This is a genomic window from Flavobacterium sp. JAS, assembly GCF_020991455.1.
Taxonomy (GTDB): Bacteria; Bacteroidota; Bacteroidia; order Flavobacteriales; family Flavobacteriaceae; genus Flavobacterium.
In genome coordinates this window covers 207,537-232,179 of sequence record NZ_JAJMOX010000012.1, presented here as the reverse complement: position 1 = coordinate 232,179, position 24,643 = coordinate 207,537, and the positions used below count along the sequence as shown (strand labels likewise).

Below are 24,643 nucleotides of genomic sequence, written 5' to 3'. Positions count from 1 at the left end.
AAAAAGGGAAATAAGTTAAATAACAAATTCAGAAACAATTTTAATTTATTTAAATACGAATGAAGTCATCAAATAGCTATAGTTTTTTAATTGTTGACGACCATAGTGTGGTTCGACAAGGGGTTTCTTTAATTATAAAAGAACTGTTTTTGAATGCGGGTATTCATATGGCTGGAAATTTTAAAGACACTTTTAAAATATTAAAAGAAGTTAAATTTGATTTATTAATTTTAGATGTAAATTTTCCAGACGGAAACAGTATAAATGTTTTGGCTGAAATTAAAGCAATTCAGCCCGATCTTAAAATTTTGATATTTTCAGCTTATGATGAAAATATCTATGCCATGAGATATTTGAATGCTGGGGCATCCGGTTATTTAAATAAAGAAACTACAGAAGATGAAATGAAAAAAGCGATTAATTCGATGATTTCATCCGGAAAATATATAACACAGAATGTTAAAGACAGGATTCTGGATTCTTATATTTCAAAAAAACCTACCAATCCGTTGGACCTATTATCAAATAGAGAAATTGAGGTAGCGCAGTTATTGATTAAAGGATATGGAAATCTCGAAATTCTGGAGCTTTTAAACTTAAAGAAAACCACAATCAGTACTTATAAAAACAGGATTTTTGAAAAATTAGAAATTGATAATTTGGCAGATTTAATTAAATTTTTTCAGCTTTATTACGATGAATAATTTAGTTTAAATCTGGATGTTACTTTAAAATACATCAGAACACTTACTTTTTATATTAGAAAACAGGGATTTATAAATCCCTGTTTTTTTTTGGAATCAACTCAACAGATTTGGTTTAGATTCTCTGTAGAAATAATTCTACAGCAAGTGGTCTTTTATTCTATAAAGCGTTGGTTTCATTGGGAGTACTTTTGTAATGACAGCAAGCTAAAGTTAATATAGATATTATGAAAATCTAAATTTATTAAGCTTTTTTAAAAGAATCATTTTTCTGATTTAGTTGTTTGAAAAGTTTTTTTGCCTCAGGCGGCTTTGTTTTGTTTTTTGGATTTTGATGCAATGGGGAGCATTTAGTTTTTGGATTTTGAGCCGCCTGATCAGCAAATTTGTTAGTTATATACAATAAAGAATTTGATTCGGCAAAAAGTTAAAGAGGAGAGAGAATGTGTGAAATTGGGGATTCGTTATTACTAGCTTTTTAAAGCGCTGTGGAATCTCTCCTTTTTATTTTTCTGTTATATGTTGAAATAATGGATTTTAAAAAACTGATTGAAAAATATAAAGAAAAGAAGATGAAAAAACGGGCACTTATATACGGCAATCAAAAATGCTTTTCAAAATATCTAAAATACAAATTTCAGCAAGTGTTGTCCTTTGATGTATGTAGAAAATTCAGATCCTTAAATGTTGAATTAAATGTTTATTCGGTAATCGTATTTGTGATTTATACTGAAGAAGATTTGCTTGATTTTTTGAAGGTATACGGAAAAGGAATCCCTCTTGTGGTTTGTACTTTCAATAAAAGAATATTAGAAATTTTAAACGATTTAGAAGATGTTTTTTTATTAGACACTTCTAAAATCAGGTCAGAGATATTAATTCAGTTAAACTCTTATTTTCAAGAGACAATACTTAATATTCAAAGTAGTAATGCTATAGATTATAAAAATATAATGGTCAGATTTTGATGAGTCATATATCAAAAAAAAATAGGAACGCTATTAAAATTAAAAATATGGATTTCGATTTTTATAAAACCAAGAAAAACAAAACCACGACTATATTAAAATCTAAATTATTTGATGAAATTCAGGATGCCCTTTTTGTATTTACCATTTCAACAAATAATGATTATGACGTGCCTTTTATAAATGATGCGGCCTTTGAAATGTTCGAGGTTTTATCTGATGAAATGTTTACCAATACCATACTTTCTGTTTACGATCGTATTGATCAGGATGATAAAAAAGTAGTTAAAGAGTCTATAATTGATTCAATTAAAAAAGGTAAAAAGTGGAATGTAATTTTCAAAGCACACTTGCCTGAGAAGGGATTATGTTGGTTTAAGGTTACATCAAAAAGAGAAATAAACAACGACGGAAGTACTTCACTCTACGGAAGAATAACGGATATATCAGATTTAAAAACTCAGGAATTAAAACTTAAAATCGCAGAAGAGCGTTTTAAGTTTGCTTTGGAAACTTCAAATTCTGGAGCTTGGGATTGGAATTTGGAAGCAAATACGGCTTATTATTCACCGCAATCTTTAAAAATACTAGAACAGGAGAGTTCTCATGTCTTTAAATCCCCAGAACACTGGAAAGAAATTATGCATCCGGATGATTTGGAAAAATATCATAAAGCTCTCGATGATCATTTTGAAAATAAAACTTCTTTTTATGAAAACTTTCATCGTGTCTTAACATCAAACCATAAATACAAATGGATTCTTAATCGCGGAAAAGTAATAGAGCGCGATGCAAATGGAAAAGCATTAAAGGTAATTGGAACCCATACTGATGTTTCATCTCAAAAAGAAAAAGAGTTGGAACTCATGAAAAAGATGGAGTTTTATAACGAAAAAAATAACAGACTGTTAAATTTTTCTCACATCGTTTCTCATAATTTAAACTCGCATGCAGGGAATTTTAAACTCCTTCTGGACATGATTGATTTAGAAGAGAATTTTGCTGAAAAACGAGAAACAATGAAATATCTGCGCACTGTTTCGAATGATTTAAATAAAACAATTGAAGATTTATCGCAAATAGTTAATATCGAAAATGATGCTGGTATTAAAGTTGAACCTTTGAATTTAAACGAATATCTAACCAGAGTTCTTAATATAGTAAGCGCATATAGTCATAGAAATAATGCCACTATTATTAATAATATTCCGAAAGAGGCAGCTATCAATTTTAATCCCGCATATCTTGAAAGTGTCCTGCAAAATTTGTGCACAAACGCAATTAAATATGCCAATCCCAAGAAGTTTTTAATAATTGAGTTTAATTTTTTTCTGGAAAAAGGAAAAAAAGTATTGACCGTAAAAGATAATGGTTTAGGGATTGATCTTGAAAAATATGGGCATTTGTTATTTGGGATGTACAAGACATTTCATAAACATGAAGAAGCAAACGGAATTGGTTTGTACATAACAAAAAACCAAATAGAATCGATGAACGGAACGGTAACTGTTGAGAGCCAGGTAGGAAAAGGGACAATGTTTAAGATCATTTTTAATGATTAGTATGGCTATCACGACCTAAATTTAATATCAACTTACACAATAAATTAATTTTAAAATGGAAAAATTTGTAATTAGTAAAAACACAAATGGAGAGTTTCAATTTGATTTTATAGACAAAAAAGGAAAAGTAGTTTTAAGCAGTGGCGGATATACAAGAAAATTAATGTGCTTAAAAGGAATTGAATCGGTAAAGCGCAATTCGCAGGATAATATTAAATTCTTTCGAAAGACCTCTTTAAACAACGAAACCTATTTTAATTTAAAAGCTTTCAACGGAAAAATTATTGGAGTTAGTAAAATGTTTAAAGATAGATTTTCGCGCGATAAAGGAATAGAATCCTTAAAAAAGAAAGCTCCGGATGCTTTAATTGAAGACAGGTCCAGACAATCAATTAAGATGATATGTGTCTCATATGATGTGGCTGTTTAAAAAATAACCTTATAACCTAAATAAGGCTGATTATTTGTTTTTATGACAGTCCATTTAAAAGTGCTGTCAATCTTTTTTCCTTAGCATATTAAGGAATACCTGAAAAAAAATTAATGACTTTTTAGAATCTGCTTTTAGAAAATAAAAGGGGGCTTAAATCAATATTGTTTTAAAAGAGCGAAAGTTTTGTTTAAAACAATATTGATTTTTTGTATTTAAAAGAATCTCTTTTTTAAGAAAGCTATTTTGTAGAAAAGGTTCTACAACTGACCGTTTGGTGTTCTACATTCTTTTGGTTTTTAGCGGTTTACATTTGCGGAATCGATTAAGAGTTAAAATGCTTTTTTAAGGATTCCCAAATTTTAAAAAAAACTTAGCTGATAATGTTTTGAAGAGTTGAAAAAAGAATTGCTTTCCAAAATTTTCAAAATTGAATTAATCGTTATTAAAATTTTTAAAACTTTTTTATGAAAAAATATTACTTATTGTTCCTTTTAATAGGATTTGTTTTTTGGGGTCATGCGCAGGTAGGTGTGGGAACATCATTGCCAAATGCATCAAGTCAGCTTGATGTTTCGGCTACTAATAAAGGTGTACTTATACCAAGGGTTTCTTTAACTAGTACTGTAGATAAAGTAACTATTAGCGGGGGAAATGTAAATAGTCTTTTGGTTTTTAATACAAAAACAATTAATGATATTACTCCTGGATACTATTACTGGTATGAAGATAAATGGCATCGAATGGGTGCGGCCGGAACAGAAACAATTACATCTTTAGTAGATAATAACAACGGTACAATTACATATACAAATGAAAAAGGGATACCAGTAACCATTAATTTGGCATCAGGTTTACAAGGTCCGCGAGGAATTGCTGGAGTTGATGGAAAATCAGCATTTGAAATTTGGAAAGAAACTACTAATAATACGACTGCTACAATTACAGAATATTTGGCAGCTTTAAAAGGAGAAACTGGATTGGCAGGAATAAATGGAATTAACGGAACTAACGGAGTTGACGGAAAAGGAATAACAAGCACAACTGATAATGGCAACGGAACTTTCACAATCGTTTATACTGACGGATCAACTTTCACAACTTCTAATTTAACAGGTCCACAAGGAATTGCAGGAACAAATGGAACAAACGGAACAAATGGAGTTGATGGGGAATCAGCATTTGAAATCTGGAAAGAAACTACCAATAATACGACTGCTACGGTTACAGAATACTTGACAGCTTTAAAAGGAGAAACTGGATTAGCGGGAACTAACGGAACAAATGGAGTTGATGGAAAATCAGCATTTGAAATCTGGAAAGAAACTACCAATAATACAACTGCTACAGTCACAGAATATTTGGCTGCTTTAAAAGGAGAAACTGGATCAGTAGGAACAAACGGTACAAATGGAATTAATGGAGCCGACGGAAAAGGAATTACAAGCACAACTGATAACGGCAACGGAACTTTCACAATTGTTTACACTGATGGATCAACTTTCACGACTTCATATTTAACTGGATCACAGGGGATTGCAGGAACAAATGGAGTTGATGGAAAATCGGCATTTGAAATCTGGAAAGAAACTACCAATAATACGACTGCTACGGTTACAGAATACTTGGCAGCTTTAAAAGGAGAAACTGGATTAGTGGGAACTAACGGAACAAATGGAGTTGATGGAAAATCAGCATTTGAAATCTGGAAAGAAACTACCAATAATACGACTGCTACGGTTACAGAATACTTGGCAGCTTTAAAAGGAGAAACTGGATTAGCGGGAACTAACGGAACAAATGGAGTTGATGGAAAATCAGCATTTGAAATCTGGAAAGAAACTACCAATAATACAACTGCTACAGTTACAGAATATTTGGCTGCTTTAAAAGGAGAAACTGGATCAGCAGGAACAAACGGAACTAATGGAATCAATGGAACTGACGGAAAAGGAATAACAAGTACAACTGACAACGGCAACGGAACTTTCACAATCGTTTATACTGACGGATCAACTTTCACAACTTCAGATTTAACAGGTCCGCAAGGAATTGCCGGAACAAATGGAGTTGATGGAAAATCAGCATTTGAAATCTGGAAAGAAACTACCAATAATACAACTGCTACGGTTACAGAATATTTGGCAGCTTTAAAAGGAGAAACTGGATTAGCAGGAACTAACGGAACCAACGGAGTTGACGGAAAAGGAATAACAAGTACAACTGATAACGGCAACGGAACTTTCACAATCGTTTATACTGACGGATCAACTTTCACAACTTCAGATTTAACCGGACCACAAGGAATTGCCGGAACAAATGGAACCAACGGAGTTGACGGAAAAGGAATTACAAGCACAACTGATAACGGCAACGGAACTTTCACAATCGTTTACACCGATGGATCAACTTTCACAACTTCTGATTTAACAGGACCACAAGGAATTGCAGGAGTAAAAGGTGAAACTGGGGCTCAAGGCCCAACTGGTTTAACAGGTCCAACAGGTCCTCAAGGAAATACTGGGGCACAAGGTCCAATTGGTTTAACAGGTCCAACAGGTCCTCAAGGAAATGGGGCTCAAGGTCCGATTGGTTTGACAGGCGCAACAGGTCCGACAGGAAATACTGGAGCTCAAGGTCTAACTGGTTTAACAGGTCCAACAGGTCCTCAAGGAAATACTGGGGTACAAGGTCCAATTGGTTTAACAGGCGCAACAGGAAATATAGGTGCTCAAGGGCCGATTGGTTTGACAGGTCCAACAGGTGCTCAGGGACCAATTGGTTTAACTGGGCCTCAAGGTCCGGCAGGTCAGGGTGGTGTAACAACTGCGGGGAATAACATTTCAATAACAGGTTCTGGTACAGTAGCAAGTCCTTATGTTGTAAATGCTGTAATACCTGCAACAACACATACTTTATCGAATCCAGTTAACACAATTACTTCAATTGTAAACGGAGTTAGTGTTACAGCACCTGCAGTCAATACAGTTGCAAATACATTAGCTGGTACTAAATTAACAACAACTGTAAATGGAATTTCAGGTACAGCTTTAGATTTAGCGCCTGCGATAACAAGTGCAATAACAGCAGATAATGGTTTAACCAGCACAAATGGCAATATACAATTAGGAGGAACATTAATTAAACCAACCACAGTTACTACTACAGCTACAAATACATTGGCAGTAACGGGATTACAAACGGGAAATAATACAAGTATTTTTAATGGTAGTGCTTATACATCAACTGCAGATCGCATTGTAGTTGCTGATCCTTCAACAGGTGTTTTGAAACAGGTTAAAGCAGCAATGCCTAAGTTTTTCTATGCGCCATCAGTTGTTGTGCCAACACATAGTACATCCGGAGTAGTATTATCCGGAACGCAAACATTAAATATTTATACTTTTTATACACAACAATTTGGCTTTAGTGCTTCTGCGGGACAAGCCCGAAGTAATTCGTCTTCATCATTACCAGTATTAGCTGCAGCAGATTTAGATTATTTCGTGACTTATTTTGATACAAATGTATTCAATACGGTTACTGTATCAGCATCAGGAATTATCTCTTATACAGTAAAATCTACTGCCGTACCTACTGAAGCTACCTTTATGAATATTGTATTTAAAGTAAGAGACTAATGCTTTTTAGAAATAATAATATGAAAAATACATTCTTTAGAGCCTACATGAAACTTATTGTTTTTTTGCTTCTTGCAGCTACTCAGACAGTAAATGCTCAGTTATACGGGGATTTTCCTTATAATCAAAGCTTTACTTCTGGTACTCAACCTTCAGAAGTAATATTACCTACAGGCGCAGGAACTAATGCTGCTGTATTTACAACAACTGGATTAGAACTAACACCTGCTGTAAATAGTAAGTTTGGAGCTATAATTATTAATAATAAAAAGTTTAATAGTTCTGTAGGTATTAAAATTGCATTCGAATATGCTATATATGGCGGAACTGGTGCAGATGGAATAAGTGTTTTTTTATTCGATGCGGCTGTAACTCCGGTTATTGGAGCTAATGGTCGAGGAATGGGATACTCGTATTTAAGAGCTAATAATACTTATTCAACTTTTAGAAAAGAGGGGCTTTCCGGTGCGTATTTGGGTATTGCATTAGATGCTTATGGTAATTTTAAGTCAGACCCTTTTCAAGGCGATGCCAGAGTTAATGGTGTTGCTTCACCTTCTGGAGGATGGGCAAATTCAGGATCTAGTCACGTCACTTTAAGGGGAGCAAGAGGAGGTTTTTTAGATGCAAATGGTAAAGCAGCTGGTTTTTCAGGATATCCAGTTCTTAAAACACAAAGCACACTTACCACTTCGGCGACTGCATACGGTGGCGCAACAATTACTGCTTTGGGAGGATATACTTATAATAATGGTATTGCGGATAATTTCAATCTCCGATCAGGGTCATATACTGCAGATCCAAATAATATAGCCTATCGTAAAGCTTTTATTGAACTAACGCCAAATGCCTTGGGAGGTTATAATGTTACTGTGAAAATACAACATCAAAATATAGTAACTACAGTAATCGACAAGTATTGGTATCAGCCTTCTGTGGTTTATACTGAAAACTCAAATCCGGCGGTAACAGATTTTAATACCTCTGTGAGTGAAGGGGGACAGACAATTCATACTTTAAGTACTGCTATTCCGGAAAGTTTTAAAATTGGTTTTGGAGCTTCGACAGGTGGTTTGAATGATGTACATAAAATATGGGGCTTACAGGTGGCTTTACCCTATGCGGCCGAAGCTGTACAGGATAACGCGATCATTTGTAAAAATAACACTATAGATATAAATCCGTATGCTAACGATGTCGCTTATAGCGGACCAACTTACGGAACCCCAACTGCATCATCGAGTAATATTGATTTCAGTCAGTTTAGATTTCTAAATAGTGACGGAACCACAGCAAGCAATCCTTTTTTGGTTACTAATAGTCAGGGAACTTTTAGCTATAATTCAACTAGTGGACTTGTAACATTCAAGCCTGCATTGGGATTTATTGGAAAAGCAGAAATTTCATATAATATAAAAGGTAAAACATATCCTTCAGGAACTTTTCAGCCTTATGGTGACGAAGCATACCGTTCAGGCATAGCAATAATTTCTGTTGATGTAAAGAAATGTCAGGTAATTACTAATCCAATGATGCCTGCAAAGATTAACATTAAATATTAAAAAGATATTCTTTAGATATTTTGTCTTAAGGGCTTAGTTGTAATAGTTAATCAGCTAAAAAAGTAAAACACATGGAATCAAAAAATCAAAATATTTTTATAACCCTTTTAATATTCGTCAGTGGAGTATTGACAGCTCAAACAGTCAATACAGGCGATTTATATATAACCGAAGGCACGATAATGTCTACGGTAGGGGCTATGGATAATAAAGCCAGTGGTAATTTGTTTAATGACGGAGATTTTTTTGTTTACAGTCATTTTAATAATGAAGGTCTGGTTACTTTTTCTCCAGGTTCAAGCAAAGGAATGACCAGAATGAGAGGTTTATCAGACTATCAGGAAATTTCGGGTTCTGCACCTATAGAATGGTACAATGCTGAATTTAAAAACAGTAACCTTCAGCCAGCATTTCATCTTTCTAATGAAGTAAGTATTTCCGGTATATCAGATTTTCAACAGGGAATTATTGACAATGATACTTACGGAGGATTATTAGTTTTTGAAAAAGAAGCAGAAGCTATCAATGTTAGCGATAATAGTTTTGTAGATGGAAAAGTAAGAAAAAATGGAAACGATGCTTTTATTTATCCAATTGGAGATAAAAATAAATATCGATTTGCAGGAATTTCAGCACCAGCTGAGGTATTAAGCAGTTTTACAGGAAAATATTTTTATGAAAATTCGAATTCATTATACCCACATAGTAATAAAGCACCTGGAATAAATTTAATAAACAATCAGGAGTATTGGACTTTAGATAAAACTGCCGGAAATTCTGATGTAATACTGACATTAAGCTGGGATGAAACATCAACTACACCTTCAAATGTACTGGTATCACCGCAAAGTTCGATACATATTGTTCGTTGGGATGAGGCAAAAAAACAATGGATTGATGAGGGCGGTGTGGTAGATAGTGATAAAAAAACAGTTACTACGCCAGTAAATGTTTCAGGATATAGTGTTTTTACAACAGCAAGAGTCGATGAAGGAATTGTGTTGCCATGTACAACCCTGACAGTTTACAATGCTGTATCTCCAAATGGAGACAGTAAAAATGATTATTTCAAAATTGGTGGTTTATCAGAATGTTCATCAGATAATACGGTAGAAATATATAATCGCTGGGGAATAAAAGTTTTTGAAACTGATAATTATGATTCTCATGGTAATGTTTTTAGAGGCTATTCTGAAGGCCGCGTAACAGTTTCAAAAGATAAAATGCTACCAACAGGAACTTATTTTTACATTTTAAATTTCAGATATTCTGGTCCTAATACGCAAACAATAAAAAAAACAGGGTATCTGTATTTAAACAGAGATTAACCTCTTGAAGAAATAAATTTCAATAAATAATTATAAAACGCCAAAGAACGCGAGTTTCAAAAAGTGTTTGAACGGATCGTTATAAATTATTAAAAATAAAAAAATGAGAATAAAATTTTTGACATTGGCTGTTCTATTTACTGGATTTCTGTGTTCGGCACAACAAGATTCTCAGTTTACACAATATATGTATAATACGATAAATATCAATCCGGCTTATGCAGGATCGAGAGGTGCTCTGAGTGTTTTTGGTTTATACAGAACGCAATGGGTAGGGCTTGAAGGAGCGCCAGAAACCAGCAGTTTTTCGGTTAATACACCAATAAACAACAGCAATTTAGGTGTAGGAGTTTCATTAGTGAACGATAAAATCGGTCCGATAAATGAAAATAATTTATCGGCAGATCTTTCTTATACTATACAAACTTCGGCAGATTTTAAACTTTCCTTTGGTATTAAAGGAACAGCAAATTTATTCAATTTAGATATCAATAAATTAAATCCTGAAGATCAGGGAGATCCTCAGTTTCAGGATTTAAATAATAAATTTTCCCCAAATATAGGAGCCGGGGTGTATTGGCATTCTGATAAAGCTTATATCGGATTATCCGTTCCAAATTTCATTGAAACCAATCGTTATGATGATAATGATATTGCGATTTATAAGGATAAAATCAATTATTATTTAATTGCGGGTTACGTATTCGATTTAGACCATTACCAATACATTAAGTTTAAACCGGCTGTACTTGCCAAAATGATCGAAGGTGCGCCATTGCAGGTAGATGCTTCAGCTAATTTTATGTTCAACGATAAATTTGTTGTTGGAGTTTCTTATCGTTGGAGCGCCGCTTTAAGTGCAACAGTTGGTTTCCAGGTCACAGATGGTCTTTATTTGGGATATAGTTATGACCATGAAACTACAAATTTAAGTCATTATAATTCAGGATCGCACGAGATTTTCCTTCGTTATGAATTCTTTAAAAACAACGGCAAAATTACAACTCCACGTTTCTTCTAAAATAATGATTATGAAAAATTATATATTGCTTTGTATAACGATAGTAAGTATTTCACTAAACAGTTATTCACAGAACAAAACAGCTTCTGCAGATAAAAAATACGATGATTACGCTTATATCAACGCCATAAAAACCTATGAGCGTATTGCCGAGAAAGGATACAAATCTGCAGACATGTTTAAGAAACTGGGAAATTCTTTCTATTTCAATTCCGAATTTGATAAAGCAGCTAAATGGTATGGTGAGTTATTTGCCATGAATAGCGAAATCGAACCAGAATATTACTATCGATATGCACAATCACTAAAATCATCCGGTGATTTAGTAAAGGCAAATCAGATTTTGGATTTATTTAATCAGAAAACAAAAAACGATTCCAGAGCAAAACTTTATGAAACTAATAAAAATTATCTGGCAGAAATTAAAGCAAATTCAGGACGATATAAAATTGAAGATGCCGGAATAAACAGTAAATATTCTGATTACGGAACAGCATTTTATCTCAATAAAATAGTCTTTACTTCAGCCAGGGATACAGGTAATTTTGGACAACGCAAGCACAAATGGACAGGAGAGCATTTTACAAATCTTTATCAATCTGATATCGATGAGTATTTTAATCCAAATGCGGTTAAAAAAATCAAATCAAAAATCAATTCTAAATTTAACGAATCTACCCCTGTATTCACAAAAGACGGGAAGACCGTTTATTTTACAAGAAACAATTACATTGATGGTAAAAAGGGTAAAGATGGAAATAAAACTACTTTAATTAAAATTTATAAAGCATCTTTCGAAAACGATAAATGGGCCAATATAATTGAACTTCCATTTAATAGTGACACTTACAGCACGGCGCATCCGGCTTTGAGTGCGGATGAAAAAACCTTGTATTTTGCATCAGATATGCCAGGTACAATCGGGCAATCTGATATTTATAAAGTAAGTATCAATAGCAATGGAGGATATGGTACTCCCGAAAATTTAGGACCGACAATCAATACAGAAGGAAAAGAAACATTTCCGTATGTAACCGATGATAATGAAATATATTTTGCTTCAGACGGACATCCCGGGCTTGGTGGTTTAGATGTTTTTGTTGGAGAAATAGATCAAAATGGTGTAAGCAATATTCAAAACCTTGGAGCCGATATTAATTCGCCAAACGATGATTTTGCTTATGTAATAGATACTAAATCAAGAAGAGGTTTTTTTTCATCTAATAAAGAAGGAGGTCTTGGTTCTGATGATATTTATAAATTCCTAGAAACTAAATTGCTAAGATGTGTGCAGGAATTAAGTGGTATTGTTTCCGATACTCAAACTGGAATTATACTACCTGAAACAAAAGTTTCTTTGTATGATAGTCAACATATTTTAATAAGTACGACTATTTCAGATCAAAAAGGATTTTACAGTTTTGCTGTAGAATGTGGTAAAATTTATCATGTAAGAGCTGAAAAAAAGGAGTATGCTACAAAAGAAGTAAGTGTAACCATCAACACACAAAGTGGTAAAACTAATTTACCAATTACGTTAGACAAAACTTCTTGTCAGGTTGTAATAGGAGATGATTTAGGAAAATGTTTTGGTATTAAAATGATCTATTTTGATTTGGATAAATCGAATATCCGCGCTGAAGCAGCTTTTGATTTAGAAAAAATATTGGATGTTTTAAATCAACACCCAACTCTTAAACTAGATATTCGTTCACATACCGATAGCCGACAAACAGTTTTTTACAACAAACAATTATCAGAAAGAAGAGCTCAGGCGACAATGAAATGGTTAATTAAAAATGGTATTTCACCCAACAGATTAACGGCTAAAGGTTACGGAGAAACTCAACTTATTAATGGTTGTTCTGATGGGATAATTTGTACCGAGGAGCAACATCAAATGAATAGACGAAGCGAATTTATTATCAGGGCTTTATAATATATCGCAACGATTAATTTCAGTAATAAAATAAAAACTAATTCAAAAATCCTATAAAATGAACAGAAAAACTATCTCAATTATTAGTTACCTCACCATCATAGGATGGGTAATATCTTTTGTTGTTTATCATAATGGAGGACGATCTTCATTTGCACAATACCATTTAAAACAATCTTTTGGTTTGGGTGTTTTTGGCGCTATACTAGGTGTTATTTTCATTCCAATTCTTCCAATTGATCCGCTAATTTCAACTTTGTTTACAATACTAAGTGCTGGAGTAGCAATTGTTTTGATTTTTGGAATTATAAATGCTATTAATCAAAAAAGAAAACCAATTCCGTTAATTGGGCTAATGTTTGTTGATAGATTTAATTTTATAAAATATTAAGATTTTTACAATTTTTGGAAGATGAAAATGGAGGAGACAGTTTGATTATCTGTTGGATGCATTTTTGTACTATTAAGACCGCTTTTGCGGTCTTAATTTTTTTAATGAATTATGATATTGGTTCAAATGATTTTTAGGATCAATTGTTTTTGGTTAAAAGTCTTATTTTGTGGTTTTTATGTCTTATTAAGGGGAGGGTCTAAACCTATATCGAGATACTTTTGTACTTATTTTAAAGATTAATTTCTTCAAAAATAAATGTAAAAAAAGGAACGATGGAAAAAGAAAAAGTTTTAGTATTTGATGACAAAGGATTGTTTTTAGAAATGTTTAAAAAGGATCTTATCAATGAATTTAAATTTAGCGAATGTTCATTTTTGAAAACCAACCACATTGAAGAAAAGAAAGATTTTGATGCTTTTGTATTTGTAGTGTATAATAAATTAGAATTGATTGAATTTTTAAAACTAGAAAAACAAAGAAGAAATGTTTTGGTGTGCCTTTTTGATGAAAAATTGTACGGTAACATTTCTTTTTTGGAAGAAATCAATAATCTAATAATGCTAGACGGTTATAAAACAAAAAGTGCATGTATAAGAGATTTAAAAGAACATTTAAAAAAGACTCCAAAATCCAAAGAACAATTTCAGGATCATAAAACCCAAAATATAGGTCACCAACAAGCGCATAGGTTTTTTAAAACGATTCTTCTTTTTATATAGTTTGGTTAATGCAATTTAATTATGCATAGATTAATTCAAAGAGTTTTTCGCTAAAAATGGCAGCAGTCCTATAAAAAGCCAAAAGCCACTCCGTAATGAAGTGGCTTTTTTGTTTACTTTAGATTACGTGTGCGAAGTCAGAGACATTCGCCTTTACTTTGGATTAGATAAAAAACTTTAAATTTATTATTTAATAAGAATACTTCGAAGAGCTCCGCAGAGGCATTTACGCAGCTTTCTATAAGAACACTTCGCAGAGTGGGAGAGATTCATTTAGATATGAAAAAAGATATTTTATTTAATTATTCTTCAGTTCGTCTCTAAGATTTAGTAATGAAATGTCCGAATTAAGGTTTTTTTTGAATTGAGGGTTCCGGAGTTTTTGATTCCGGCTAAAAACGACAAAACCCCTAGTGAAAACTAAGGGTTTCGTATTCAGCGGAGAAAGAGGCTCCGCCACCTGTATCGAAAGCACCAGTAAACACTGGGTGTAATGTTATGTCAAAAAAAGCAGGGCACTAATAGGGAACTCTTAAAATTCTTCGGTTTACTAACCTGTGTAAATGTAGGAAAAAAAATCGAGAAATAGAAGGAGAATTTCAATAAAATGAGGATGTGATTCTTAAAGCTTGCGAAAAAATGTGCGTTTTGTCATTGATCCTGGTGGTTTACTTTTAAAGCTTCTTCCAAAATAGAAATACAGTAAACATGATAGTTTTAGGAAAAATATATACAAATAAAAATATATGTTTTTCGATATAAAATTCGGATTGTTGAAAATTATATATGATATGTTTTTGTAAAAATTTCAAACAAATTTAAAGCCATGGTTCGAGTCTTGTTCCCGCTATTTTGTAATACTGATACTAACGTTCTAGCACTACAGTTGGGTAGTCTTATAAATTATCTAATTCGGCTATTTCATTAGCTAAATTAATTTTTTCTTTTGGTCGAGCAGATAAATACTTTTTCATTATGGTAAAACATTTTTTAATGTCATTTAAATTATCATCCGAAAAAGTAACAGTCGTTATAGCAAATTCTTCAAAATAGTCATTTCTTTTTTGCATTTCTTTATTCCATTTTTTCGACAACTCGGCATTCACTTCAACTTGTTTTCTGTCTTTTATTTTAGTCACAGACATATGAGATGAATGAGGACTTAGTTCAAAGCCAATTAATTCCATTGTATGAGAATTTAAAATTGTAAAGTCTAATCGGTATTTATGGTCAACTTCAAGACCTTCATATCTAAACTCAGGTATTAAGAAAGGTTCTGATAAAATATCATCAGAGTTTTCTAAATATTCCACGTAGAAATCAAATATTGATTTTTCATATTGTGAATTGGAAACTCTTTTTAAAATATTCTTGTAAAATCTTAACAATTCATCAATATCTTTAAATTTTACTAATTCATTATTTTCTGGATCAACCAAACCTGTATTTAGAACATGCCCAACTGTCCAATACATATATTCCGCTCTTCTTATTTCACTTACATCATTTGTCCATATTTTGTCACGAAAAGTCGGAGCAATTACCAAACCCCAAATAAATTTACCTCCACCAAACCATAAAGACCAAAGATTTTCATTTGGCTTTACTCTAGTCCTTTCTTTCAAGTTTCTATAAAAATTGCGCTCAAGAAATTTTAATGTGTAATTTCTAAAAGTTTCATCCTTCATTAGCTTCTTTAGTGGAGAATATCTATTTTCTACATAATTTCTAAATCCTCTTATCCATTTAGCTTTAAAATCATTTGGATCACTAAATTGCATATTTACACTATCAACATATGTATTGTTTTTTCCTCCAATAGTTCCGTGTAAAGATGAAATACTTAAATCATCATCATCTCGTTCACGATGATATTTTTTTAAGACAGTTGCCTGCATCTTTTTCATTTCTGCAGTCAATTGTTCGTCAATTTCTTTTAATCGTCTCTTCTCTTCCTTATTATAGCTTCTCATTATAGCTTCTCATTATAACTGATGTTGAAAAAATTATTAGTAACACGTTGGCGCTTGACGAGGTTAGGAATCGGTTAAACACAAATTTTCCAAATACAAAACCAACTTTCCATTAAGCCTAAAACCTCAATCTCGCCAAACGGCTACTAGGGAACTTTATTTTATGTAATTCGCTATTAATATTATTCCTAAAATTAATATTGGTGGTAAAATAATCATAGCTGAATACCAGCCATAAATTTCCCACAAGTATCTCCGTTTTACTTTTTTAATATTTTTTGGTGTTACTTTTTCTGGTGCTACCTTTTCAAAATAATTTACATTATTAATTTGAAATATATCGTAATCAATCGGTGAATGATTCTGATAATTCCTCAATACTGTCTGATATTTTTCAGATAAATTTTTAGCGAAAGCATACATTTCGTATTCGGATGGGTTGCTCTTGAGAGTTTTAAACATTCGTAAATCATTATATAATATTGATAATTCAAGACCACAATCGTGGAATATTCGAGCATTCAACTTGTAATCTTGCGCATTTTCAAACTGACTTACTACCAACACTAAAATCGATAATGCCGTTATTATATAGTTTATGATATTTTCACTATTTCCAGTATTTATATTATAAACAGAAATTAAACTTGCAATAATTAGATAAGCCGATAGAAAAGCTAAGCTTATATTTGAAAATTTTGCTTTTGTTTTTAGGCGTTTGTCAGCATTAAATCTTGATGCTTTTGTAGACCAAATTTTATAATTCAATTCCTCCAGAAAGCTTTTTTCTAAATATTGTTTTGGTCCCGTGAATTGATTTGCTTTTTCTGTCATTGCAGTGTTTTGTTATAATGTTTCCTAACCTATTTATGTGCGTGACAAAACCACTAAAAGCCATCCAAAGTTGGGTAGATGCGTGTGATAGATTTCATCATTATTTATTTTCAAATATATACTATTTTTACTATAGATTATTAAAGGGTTTTTAATTTGATTGATGCTTTTGGATACTTATATGAGTAGCTATGCAACAAAAAGAAAAGATTAAGATGCGCATCTTAAAATATTATAATAATCCAAGATAATCTGGTTAGATAATTGAATACTTCCCGCTACAAGGTAAAAAGGATGAAGTCTCAAAACTAAAACAAGTCTTTGAGAATTGTATATTTGAGACCTGTGCTCCAATAGGAGTCCGAGCAAAAAACAGAAAAAGAGGCTATTTCACGAGTTGTGAAGTTCTAACTTACAAAAATAAAATGATTCATTAATCCTTATACGTTAAACCTAATGTTAATTTATTTTCTCATTCTATAAACTATTTTCCGAATATTACTTTCAATGTGATCCCAATCCCATTCTTCAGGACTACCCAATTCCGGATTTATACTTTCCCAGCTTTTTGCTCTTTTTTTTGAACTACAAGAAACATTGCACTTAATTCTTGATTCAATATTTAATAAACTTAGATTAATAAAAATTAATCCCCAACCGTCTATTCTGTATCTATAAGTTTTTCCCTTACACCTTTTAGGATCAAGTTTGATCTTAGTAACTAAAGCTTTTCCCTTACTCTCAGGATAATAAATTCCAAATGATAAATGCTTTTCTGCTTCAAGAATTGAATATTAAAAATCGTTTTGAAATTTAGAAAAATTATTAAAAGATACTATTTCTTGATCCATTTTGGAGTAAGACTCGTAAATCACTGCTTTTGAATCAGAAAAAATGAATTTAATCAGTTCATATAATTTATTCTTATCAATTATTTCTTCTCTTTGCATTAATTGGCATTGTATAATTTTGAATATTTTTCAATTTGATCCCTCTATTTAAATTAGTTAAATGCACTTAACTATTTACAAAAATAACTCTAAAATAATTTTAATTGTAAAACTGGAGGATGAATTATTGTCTCTTTTGTCCAGATCTTATGAAAGAGTAATTATATCCTAGTTCCATAAATTAATATTAAACTTAAATTTGATTTATTTTTTCTAAATCATCTTTGAAATGGTTCGAAAATTGTCCCGTTAGGGCTATTAAGGCAAAGCTTCAGGGACTAATGTAAAAGACACTTGCTCTAGAAGAAAGAGGTTTTAATATGAGAATCAATACTTAGTAGCTTTGAATATTTTTATTTAATATTATGGTTTTCCGTAATAAAGTTTTGTTTTTATTAATGTTATTTGCTTTTAGTACTTTTCTAGTTGGAAAGTTATTATTAATAATTTAATTAAATCGAACTATGAGTTATTTAAAATCACAAATGCTTTATGATGATGGCAAGCACTATAAATGGACTGCAAAAGCGGATGAAGACAATCCTTATTACACAAAAGGAACTGATTATTCGCAATTAAACAGAACTGAAGGTTATGAGGTTCTTTATTTTATAAATCATATTTGTAAAAAACATTGGACAAACACACCTGCGAATACGTCTACATACAATAAAATCGAAAGAATGATACGTTATTCAGTCCCTTCAGAGATAAGAACTCATAACAAAATTGCTGATTGGATAATTACAAACTGGAATAATGCAAATTAATAACCTGCGTTGCTTTTTTGATTTTTTTTTTGTCAAAGTGGTCATCATCCTAGCTAATGACAAGGTCTGGTAACAGAAGGAAAATCCATAAATAGTTAAAAATAAAAAAGCTTTAGAGAAATCTGAAGCTTTTTAAAGTGGTAGGGGGAAACATTCAATTATCTAACCAGATTATCTTGGATTATTACAGTGTTTTAGCATGCGCTTCTTAATTTTTTATGCTTGTTGTTTGTGTAGCTCCTCAAATAAATGCCAAAAGCATCAATCAAATTTAAAGACCTTTTGATATGACTTACTTAAAGCAGAGATCTTAAAACACGTATTTTTACTTGTACTTTATATAAAGTAAGTCCATATATTCACTTATTTAAAAACAATTCCTCTATTTTATTTTTAGTAAGCATAATTTCAAATAATTAATTTAGAAGTTTATGAAAGTTCTAACTAAGTCAAGATTTAAATTAGGACTTGAATGTCCTAATAAGCTATACTATACAGGGAAAAAGGAGTATGCTAATAAAAAGCAAGAAGATCCATTTTTACTAGCATTAGCTGAAGGAGGTTTTCAAATTGAAGAGTATGCTCGGATGCATTATCCTGGTGGAGTTTTATTGGAAGGTAAGGACGGTGATTATGAATATTTATGGGAAAGAACTCAAGAACTATTACAATTAGAAAATGTTGTAATATATGAAGCTGCTTTTTTACATAATGGATTGTTCGTAAGAACCGATATTCTTGTAAAAATTGGAACTAATATTAAACTTATTGAAGTTAAATCTAAATCTTTTGATCCAAAAGATGATTATTTATTTGTTGGAAAGCGTGACGGTCTTGTCTCATCATGGAAGCCTTATTTGTTTGATATTTCTTTTCAAAAATATGTAATTCAATTATGTTTTCCTGATTGGAAAATTAATTCTTCCATCATGATGGCAGACAAATCAAAAATTGCTACTGTTGATGGTCTTAACCAATTTTTCAGAGTTAGTAAAAAAGCAGGAAATAGAACAGGAGTCATTATTATGATTGATTCTATAGATAGTACAGGTGATAGTGTACTTGGAAGCAAAGATGTCACTTCTTTAGTTGCTGATATAATAAATGATAAGTATCCTTATTCTTCGGAATTAAATTTTTCGAATGCTCTCACCATTTTCAAAGAGAACTATTTGACTGATACTTATATTAATTGGCCAACTTCTTATAGCTGTAAATCGTGCGAATTTGTAAGTGATGGTACAGATGGTCTAAAGTCTGGCTTTAATGAATGTTTTCAAAAGCAACACAAATGGGGTGATTCAGAATTTAGTAAACCTAAGACTTTTGATGTTTGGTCATTTCGAAAAGGAAGTGAATTATTTAACAGAGGTGTCTATTTTATGAATGAATTGACTGAGGATAGTATTGGTTTAAAAGAAGAGGCTGGCAAATTAAGTATGAGCGCTCGGCAATGGATTCAAATCCAAAAGGAAATTGAGGAGGATAATTCAATTTATATTGATATAGAGGGATTAAAAGATGAAATGAATTCTTGGAATTATCCGTTACATTTTATTGATTTTGAAACTAGCGCAGTTCCCTTACCATTTAATGCTGGAAGGAAACCTTATGAACAAATCGCTTTTCAGTTTTCAGTACATACTTATTATGAAGACGGAATGATTGAACATGCCCAACAATATCTTAATAATACTAAAGGGGTTTTTCCTAATTTCGATTTTATAAGAGCTTTAAGGGATTCATTAAATGATGATTGCGGAACGATATTTAGGTATTCGACCCATGAAAACACAATAGTAAATGCAATTTATCTACAATTATTAAATTCAGACGAACCAGATGCTGATGAATTAATACATTTTATCAAAAGTATTTCTCATTCTAAAAGCGATAGTGTCGAAAAATGGAAAGGTGATAGAGATATGGTGGATTTATGGGAAATAGTCAAAAAGTATTATTACAATCCTTTGACTAAAGGTTCAAATTCTCTTAAGAACGTTTTACCAGCTATTCTTAATAGTTGTGAATATCTTCAAAATAAATACACTAAAACTTTAAAGGAGATAAAGTTAAGTAGTCAAAACTTTAAAGATAATCATATCTGGTTGTCTAATACTGGTGGAGTGTATGATAATCCATATAAAAAATTACCTAACCTTTTTGAAGATTGGACAGCGGAAGAACTTGATGAAGTTGTCTCCGGAATGGAAGAACTTGCAGATGGTGGAGCAGCATTAACTGCCTATGGTAAAATGCAATACACTGACATTAGCAATGCAGAGTTAACCGAGTTAAGTACAGCATTATTAAAGTATTGTGAACTTGATACACTTGCAATGGTTATGCTATATGAACATTTAAAAAAAGAAGTAGAAAATGGCTATAAGTAAACATCCTTTGGGTCGCTATGCAATCATAGACAGAGAAATGAGATCACAAGATTATGTGAAGACTAAAGACTTGAAAAGAATTATTGAAAGAGATTTATCAATCAATGTCTCTTTAAGAATGATTAATGATGACATTATTGCGATGAAGGAAGATAATGTATTAAATTATAATGCCCCAATTGAATATTGTAATTCTCGAAAAGCTTACTATTATTCAGATCAAAACTATACCATTCGAGCTTTTGGATTGCGTGAAGAAGACATCAGTATTTTAATGTTTTATGCAAAGACTATAAGCCAATATAAGGATTATCATATCTTTAAAGATTTTACAAACGCGATAGATAAAGTTCTGGATGCAGTAAATATTAGAAAAGGTATTTCAGAAACAAATGATAATAGAATAATTGTTTTAACGGATAATAATCAAAAATTTACTGGTAACGAATGGATCCCTATAATTGTAGAAGCTATTGACAGTTCTTTCGCTATAGAGATCAGCTATCAAAAGTTTGGAGCAGCTAAACCTAAAAGTACTAAACTTCATCCTTATTTATTGAAAGAGGATAGGCATCGTTGGTATCTTATAGGAATGAACGATAAGGGTATTGTAACGTATGGTCTTGATAGGATTATAGCTATCGATAAACTCCCTGAAAAATTTGTAGCCTGTACCTTGGATTTTGAAGAATATTTTCGTTATTCATTTGGAATTACAGTACTTAATGAGGATCCAATTGAAGTAAAGTTATCTTTTACTCCAAAACAAGGTAACTATCTCAAAACATTGAGCTTACACCCAACTCAGAAAATACTTTTTGATAATGCTGAAGAATTTCAAATTTCAGTGAGAGTTAAACCTTCATGGGAATTTTATGAAAAAATATTAGGATATGGTGATAGTGTTAAAATATTATCTCCTCCTTGTATTGTAAGTGAATTTACTCAAAAAATACAGCTAGTATTTAATAGATATAAATAAAAGGTAAAAAAAATAAAAAAAGTTCCATCGCGAAATTCCATTTCGTGATGGAACTTTTTCTTTGCTTAAAATTAATAAGTTATGAGCTCATATAAAACAAAAAGTACGTTGCATTTAAGAATAAAGAATTTTGTTTCTTGGATTGCGCCACCTTCTGAAACACGTGATAATATCAAAAAAAAATCTGATGAAGTAAGAAAATGTATAAAAGCTGAAGCTGAAAAAGATGGGCTTACAATTGTGAAAATGCCGTATTCAGGTTCTTTTTCAACTAGAACAGGTCTAAGACGTAATATGCGAGGCGACACAACTACTGAAGGTCAGGATATTGATTTGCCTTTTGTTGTTAAAAAGGACAACGAAACAGAATTTGGTCCGCTAATAAATCGTTTTAAAAAGTACGCAGAAACTTGTTATCCAGATGATATCATTGAGGTAACTAAAAGTTCTGTGAATATTGTTTTTGAGAAGGAAAAACTATCCTTCGATATTGTACCTATGTTTGAAGCAGATAACACTGATTATCAGGTGTTAATAAGGGGTAATGGTGATGTAATAACTACGTCTATAGAAAAACACCGTGAGTTTATTCGAAAACGCACTGCAATAACAAAAGAAACAGAAGGTATTGTAACCTTCAATGATTGTATTAGACTTTTTAAATGGTGGCGGACGGTAAAAGAAATAGAAACAGAAGAAAATCTATGCCTTCCAAGTTTTTTAATAAATCTTCTAGGTGCTAAGGCATTTGATAACTGTGGTGATGACACTACATATCCACAAACTTTAGCTAACTGGTTCTCCTACCTTGCCTATATTGTCAAAAACAAAGAGACAGTTTCGTTTATTGACTATTACAAGAATCCAAAACCGGATATCTACAAACCTTGGAACGTGCTTGATCCTGTTATGGATGATAATAATATTGTAAAGTCTTGGCCAAATTATCAAGTTGATGAATTGGCCGACTGGCTGCAGGAAGCGTCTGAGATTATGAATAGAGCTATTGTTGCAGATTTGCAAGGTAGAGACGCAGATAGTCTGGCGCATATGCAATTATTATTCGGTAAAATCTTTTCTTCTCACTGCAATTAATTAAAAATAAAGATATGAGTACATATACATTTAGCGGAACTGAAAGCTATTCAGAGTCCGATGTTAAAGCAGTAATGCAAAATACATATGAGGATATTATAGGATTTGCAAATAGGCAGATTATTTCTTATGTCCGCGCGGAAAGCTGGATTGAAGATCTGACTTATATTCTGAATCAAAAGGTTGTTAAATTCTTTGAAATTCAAATAAATAATGCCTCAGGAACCAAATTTATGAGTTATAAATATACAGTTGACAATTACGGCTATTTATCCACAGGAGCAGCTTCAGGAGGTATAAATTATTTCGCTATACCTAGTGGATGTAGTGCAACCTTGTATGTTGATCTTGATTTTTCAAAATCTAATGCTACAGTAGTAAATGATAATTTGCGAAAGCGAGGATGGGGAACAGGTAGTGCTTTACAAGGCATCGAAACACAAGACCGAAACTATATAAGCAATAATCTAAGACTACAACGGTCTATTATAACAAAATAAATATGGAAGTTAAAATACAGGAGAATAAGCACCCAAATCAAATCGCCGAGGCTGCTTATAAAGATTTGATTGCTATTGATACGCAAAAGAATACTCTATTAAATACATTGGAACTATTTTTTAATAATGAGAAGATTGAACAATGGCAGAAAAAACATCATCCAGAAGGTCTAGATTTTTTTCAAAATTTAGTCGGTGGTACACCATTGATTATTTTATCAGGAGATGTTGGATGTGGTAAAACAGCTTTGGCTCACTCAATAGGTACGCCATTGGCAAAGCAAATTGACAAACGCGTTGTTGTTTTTGAGACTCCATCTAATATTCGTGGTGCAGGTAGAGTGGGAGAAATCTCAAACCGTATTACGGATGCTTTTGAACAGGTCAAATCTAAAATTAAGTCTGGCCAGATGGGAATTCTAATAATTGATGAGGCTGATGATCTGGCTACTGACCGTGATCAAAATCAAGCGCATCACGAAGATCGCGCTGGACTTAATGTTTTAATTAAGCAAATTGATCTAATCGCTAGAGAAAATATTTCTTTAGCTGTTATTTTGATTACAAATAGATTGAAAGTATTAGATCCTGCAGTTATTAGAAGGGCATCACAGATAATAGAGTTTAATAGACCAGATAAAAATGAAAGAAAGCTAGTATTTCAGCGCATGTTTAGTGGTTCAAAACTATCTGAAAAAGATTATTCAGATCTTATTGAAGCCAGTAGTCATCCAGATACGCCATATAGTTTTTCTGACTTGATACAAAAAGTAGGTAAACAGTCTTTGTATAAGGCTATTCAGAGTAATCAACCTTTTAACAAGGAAATGTATGTCGAAACAATTAGAAATACGAAACCCTCACCACTTATAAAATAA

At 32.1% G+C, this 24,643-nt stretch carries 19 protein-coding genes; 17 read left to right on the top strand and 2 right to left on the bottom strand.

From position 1 onward, the window contains the following. The first annotated feature begins 59 nt into the window (after positions 1-59). The 11 genes from LPB88_RS19040 to LPB88_RS18990 all read left to right on the top strand — a co-directional run bounded on the left by LPB88_RS19040 (position 60) and on the right by LPB88_RS18990 (position 14,268). Positions 60-704, top strand: coding sequence for a response regulator transcription factor (locus LPB88_RS19040; protein ID WP_230717260.1), 645 nt, complete (start codon positions 60-62; stop codon positions 702-704). Between the two features lie 530 nt (positions 705-1,234). Further along, on the top strand, positions 1,235-1,672 hold the full coding sequence (locus LPB88_RS19035) for a hypothetical protein (protein WP_230717259.1): 438 nt from the start codon (positions 1,235-1,237) through the stop codon (positions 1,670-1,672). Between the two features lie 47 nt (positions 1,673-1,719). Continuing rightward, a complete protein-coding gene (locus LPB88_RS19030) occupies positions 1,720-3,234 on the top strand; it encodes a PAS domain-containing protein (protein ID WP_230717258.1) in 1,515 nt (504 codons plus the stop codon). A 55-nt stretch (positions 3,235-3,289) separates the two neighbouring features. Next, positions 3,290-3,664, top strand: a complete 375-nt coding sequence (locus LPB88_RS19025; RefSeq protein ID WP_230717257.1) for a YegP family protein — start codon at positions 3,290-3,292, stop codon at positions 3,662-3,664. A 467-nt stretch (positions 3,665-4,131) separates the two neighbouring features. Further along, positions 4,132-7,305 (top strand): hypothetical protein, encoded by a 3,174-nt coding sequence (locus tag LPB88_RS23820; RefSeq protein WP_305070315.1) that lies wholly within the window; start codon positions 4,132-4,134, stop codon positions 7,303-7,305. A gap of 20 nt (positions 7,306-7,325) precedes the next feature. Then, positions 7,326-8,867 (top strand): hypothetical protein, encoded by a 1,542-nt coding sequence (locus tag LPB88_RS19015; protein ID WP_230717256.1) that lies wholly within the window; start codon positions 7,326-7,328, stop codon positions 8,865-8,867. Positions 8,868-8,938: 71 nt separating this feature from the next. Continuing rightward, positions 8,939-10,195 carry a gliding motility-associated C-terminal domain-containing protein gene (locus LPB88_RS19010; protein WP_230717255.1) on the top strand — a complete coding sequence of 419 codons (1,257 nt, stop codon included), beginning with the start codon at positions 8,939-8,941 and terminating at the stop codon, positions 10,193-10,195. 103 nt (positions 10,196-10,298) lie between these two features. Next, entirely contained in the window at positions 10,299-11,216 is a 918-nt protein-coding gene (locus LPB88_RS19005) for a type IX secretion system membrane protein PorP/SprF (protein WP_230717254.1), read from the top strand. A 10-nt stretch (positions 11,217-11,226) separates the two neighbouring features. Next, complete coding sequence (locus LPB88_RS19000; RefSeq protein ID WP_230717253.1) at positions 11,227-13,155, top strand: OmpA family protein; 1,929 nt, start codon at positions 11,227-11,229, stop codon at positions 13,153-13,155. Positions 13,156-13,213: 58 nt separating this feature from the next. Further along, positions 13,214-13,546: a DUF4870 domain-containing protein gene (locus LPB88_RS18995; RefSeq protein ID WP_230717252.1), complete on the top strand. Its 333-nt coding sequence runs from the start codon at positions 13,214-13,216 to the stop codon at positions 13,544-13,546. Between the two features lie 275 nt (positions 13,547-13,821). After that, on the top strand, positions 13,822-14,268 hold the full coding sequence (locus LPB88_RS18990; RefSeq protein ID WP_230717251.1) for a hypothetical protein: 447 nt from the start codon (positions 13,822-13,824) through the stop codon (positions 14,266-14,268). Positions 14,269-15,164: 896 nt separating this feature from the next. Here the strand turns inward: LPB88_RS18990 and LPB88_RS18985 are convergent. Next, positions 15,165-16,241: a hypothetical protein gene (locus tag LPB88_RS18985; RefSeq protein WP_230717250.1), complete on the bottom strand. Its 1,077-nt coding sequence runs from the start codon at positions 16,239-16,241 to the stop codon at positions 15,165-15,167. 156 nt (positions 16,242-16,397) lie between these two features. Then, positions 16,398-17,075 carry an SLATT domain-containing protein gene (locus LPB88_RS18980; protein WP_230717249.1) on the bottom strand — a complete coding sequence of 226 codons (678 nt, stop codon included), beginning with the start codon at positions 17,073-17,075 and terminating at the stop codon, positions 16,398-16,400. 1,414 nt (positions 17,076-18,489) lie between these two features. Here LPB88_RS18980 and LPB88_RS18975 point away from each other — a divergent pair. The 6 genes from LPB88_RS18975 to LPB88_RS18950 all read left to right on the top strand — a co-directional run bounded on the left by LPB88_RS18975 (position 18,490) and on the right by LPB88_RS18950 (position 24,643). Then, on the top strand, positions 18,490-18,795 hold the full coding sequence (locus LPB88_RS18975; RefSeq protein ID WP_230717248.1) for a hypothetical protein: 306 nt from the start codon (positions 18,490-18,492) through the stop codon (positions 18,793-18,795). A gap of 431 nt (positions 18,796-19,226) precedes the next feature. Continuing rightward, positions 19,227-21,188, top strand: coding sequence for a DUF2779 domain-containing protein (locus tag LPB88_RS18970; protein ID WP_230717247.1), 1,962 nt, complete (start codon positions 19,227-19,229; stop codon positions 21,186-21,188). After that, on the top strand, positions 21,175-22,170 hold the full coding sequence (locus LPB88_RS18965) for a YafY family protein (protein WP_230717246.1): 996 nt from the start codon (positions 21,175-21,177) through the stop codon (positions 22,168-22,170). Before LPB88_RS18970 ends, LPB88_RS18965 begins: the two co-directional genes overlap by 14 nt. An 81-nt stretch (positions 22,171-22,251) precedes the next feature. After that, the gene (locus LPB88_RS18960) at positions 22,252-23,265 is read left to right on the top strand and encodes a CBASS oligonucleotide cyclase (RefSeq protein ID WP_230717245.1); all 1,014 of its coding nucleotides are present in this window, start codon (positions 22,252-22,254) and stop codon (positions 23,263-23,265) included. Positions 23,266-23,279: 14 nt separating this feature from the next. Beyond that, complete coding sequence (locus LPB88_RS18955; protein WP_230717244.1) at positions 23,280-23,765, top strand: hypothetical protein; 486 nt, start codon at positions 23,280-23,282, stop codon at positions 23,763-23,765. 2 nt (positions 23,766-23,767) lie between these two features. After that, the gene (locus LPB88_RS18950) at positions 23,768-24,643 is read left to right on the top strand and encodes an ATP-binding protein (RefSeq protein WP_230717243.1); all 876 of its coding nucleotides are present in this window, start codon (positions 23,768-23,770) and stop codon (positions 24,641-24,643) included.

Coding starts and splice junctions, on each gene's coding strand:
- LPB88_RS18970 (WP_230717247.1), top strand. CDS start 19,227: ATGAAAGTTCTAACTAAGTCAAGATTTAAATTAGGACTTGAATGTCCT.
- LPB88_RS19010 (WP_230717255.1), top strand. CDS start 8,939: ATGGAATCAAAAAATCAAAATATTTTTATAACCCTTTTAATATTCGTC.
- LPB88_RS19025 (WP_230717257.1), top strand. CDS start 3,290: ATGGAAAAATTTGTAATTAGTAAAAACACAAATGGAGAGTTTCAATTT.
- LPB88_RS19015 (WP_230717256.1), top strand. CDS start 7,326: ATGAAAAATACATTCTTTAGAGCCTACATGAAACTTATTGTTTTTTTG.
- LPB88_RS18980 (WP_230717249.1), bottom strand. CDS start 17,075: ATGACAGAAAAAGCAAATCAATTCACGGGACCAAAACAATATTTAGAA.
- LPB88_RS18975 (WP_230717248.1), top strand. CDS start 18,490: ATGAGTTATTTAAAATCACAAATGCTTTATGATGATGGCAAGCACTAT.
- LPB88_RS19035 (WP_230717259.1), top strand. CDS start 1,235: ATGGATTTTAAAAAACTGATTGAAAAATATAAAGAAAAGAAGATGAAA.
- LPB88_RS18995 (WP_230717252.1), top strand. CDS start 13,214: ATGAACAGAAAAACTATCTCAATTATTAGTTACCTCACCATCATAGGA.
- LPB88_RS18955 (WP_230717244.1), top strand. CDS start 23,280: ATGAGTACATATACATTTAGCGGAACTGAAAGCTATTCAGAGTCCGAT.
- LPB88_RS18990 (WP_230717251.1), top strand. CDS start 13,822: ATGGAAAAAGAAAAAGTTTTAGTATTTGATGACAAAGGATTGTTTTTA.
- LPB88_RS19030 (WP_230717258.1), top strand. CDS start 1,720: ATGGATTTCGATTTTTATAAAACCAAGAAAAACAAAACCACGACTATA.
- LPB88_RS18950 (WP_230717243.1), top strand. CDS start 23,768: ATGGAAGTTAAAATACAGGAGAATAAGCACCCAAATCAAATCGCCGAG.
- LPB88_RS19000 (WP_230717253.1), top strand. CDS start 11,227: ATGAAAAATTATATATTGCTTTGTATAACGATAGTAAGTATTTCACTA.
- LPB88_RS18985 (WP_230717250.1), bottom strand. CDS start 16,241: ATGAGAAGCTATAATAAGGAAGAGAAGAGACGATTAAAAGAAATTGAC.
- LPB88_RS18960 (WP_230717245.1), top strand. CDS start 22,252: ATGAGCTCATATAAAACAAAAAGTACGTTGCATTTAAGAATAAAGAAT.
- LPB88_RS19005 (WP_230717254.1), top strand. CDS start 10,299: ATGAGAATAAAATTTTTGACATTGGCTGTTCTATTTACTGGATTTCTG.
- LPB88_RS19040 (WP_230717260.1), top strand. CDS start 60: ATGAAGTCATCAAATAGCTATAGTTTTTTAATTGTTGACGACCATAGT.
- LPB88_RS23820 (WP_305070315.1), top strand. CDS start 4,132: ATGAAAAAATATTACTTATTGTTCCTTTTAATAGGATTTGTTTTTTGG.
- LPB88_RS18965 (WP_230717246.1), top strand. CDS start 21,175: ATGGCTATAAGTAAACATCCTTTGGGTCGCTATGCAATCATAGACAGA.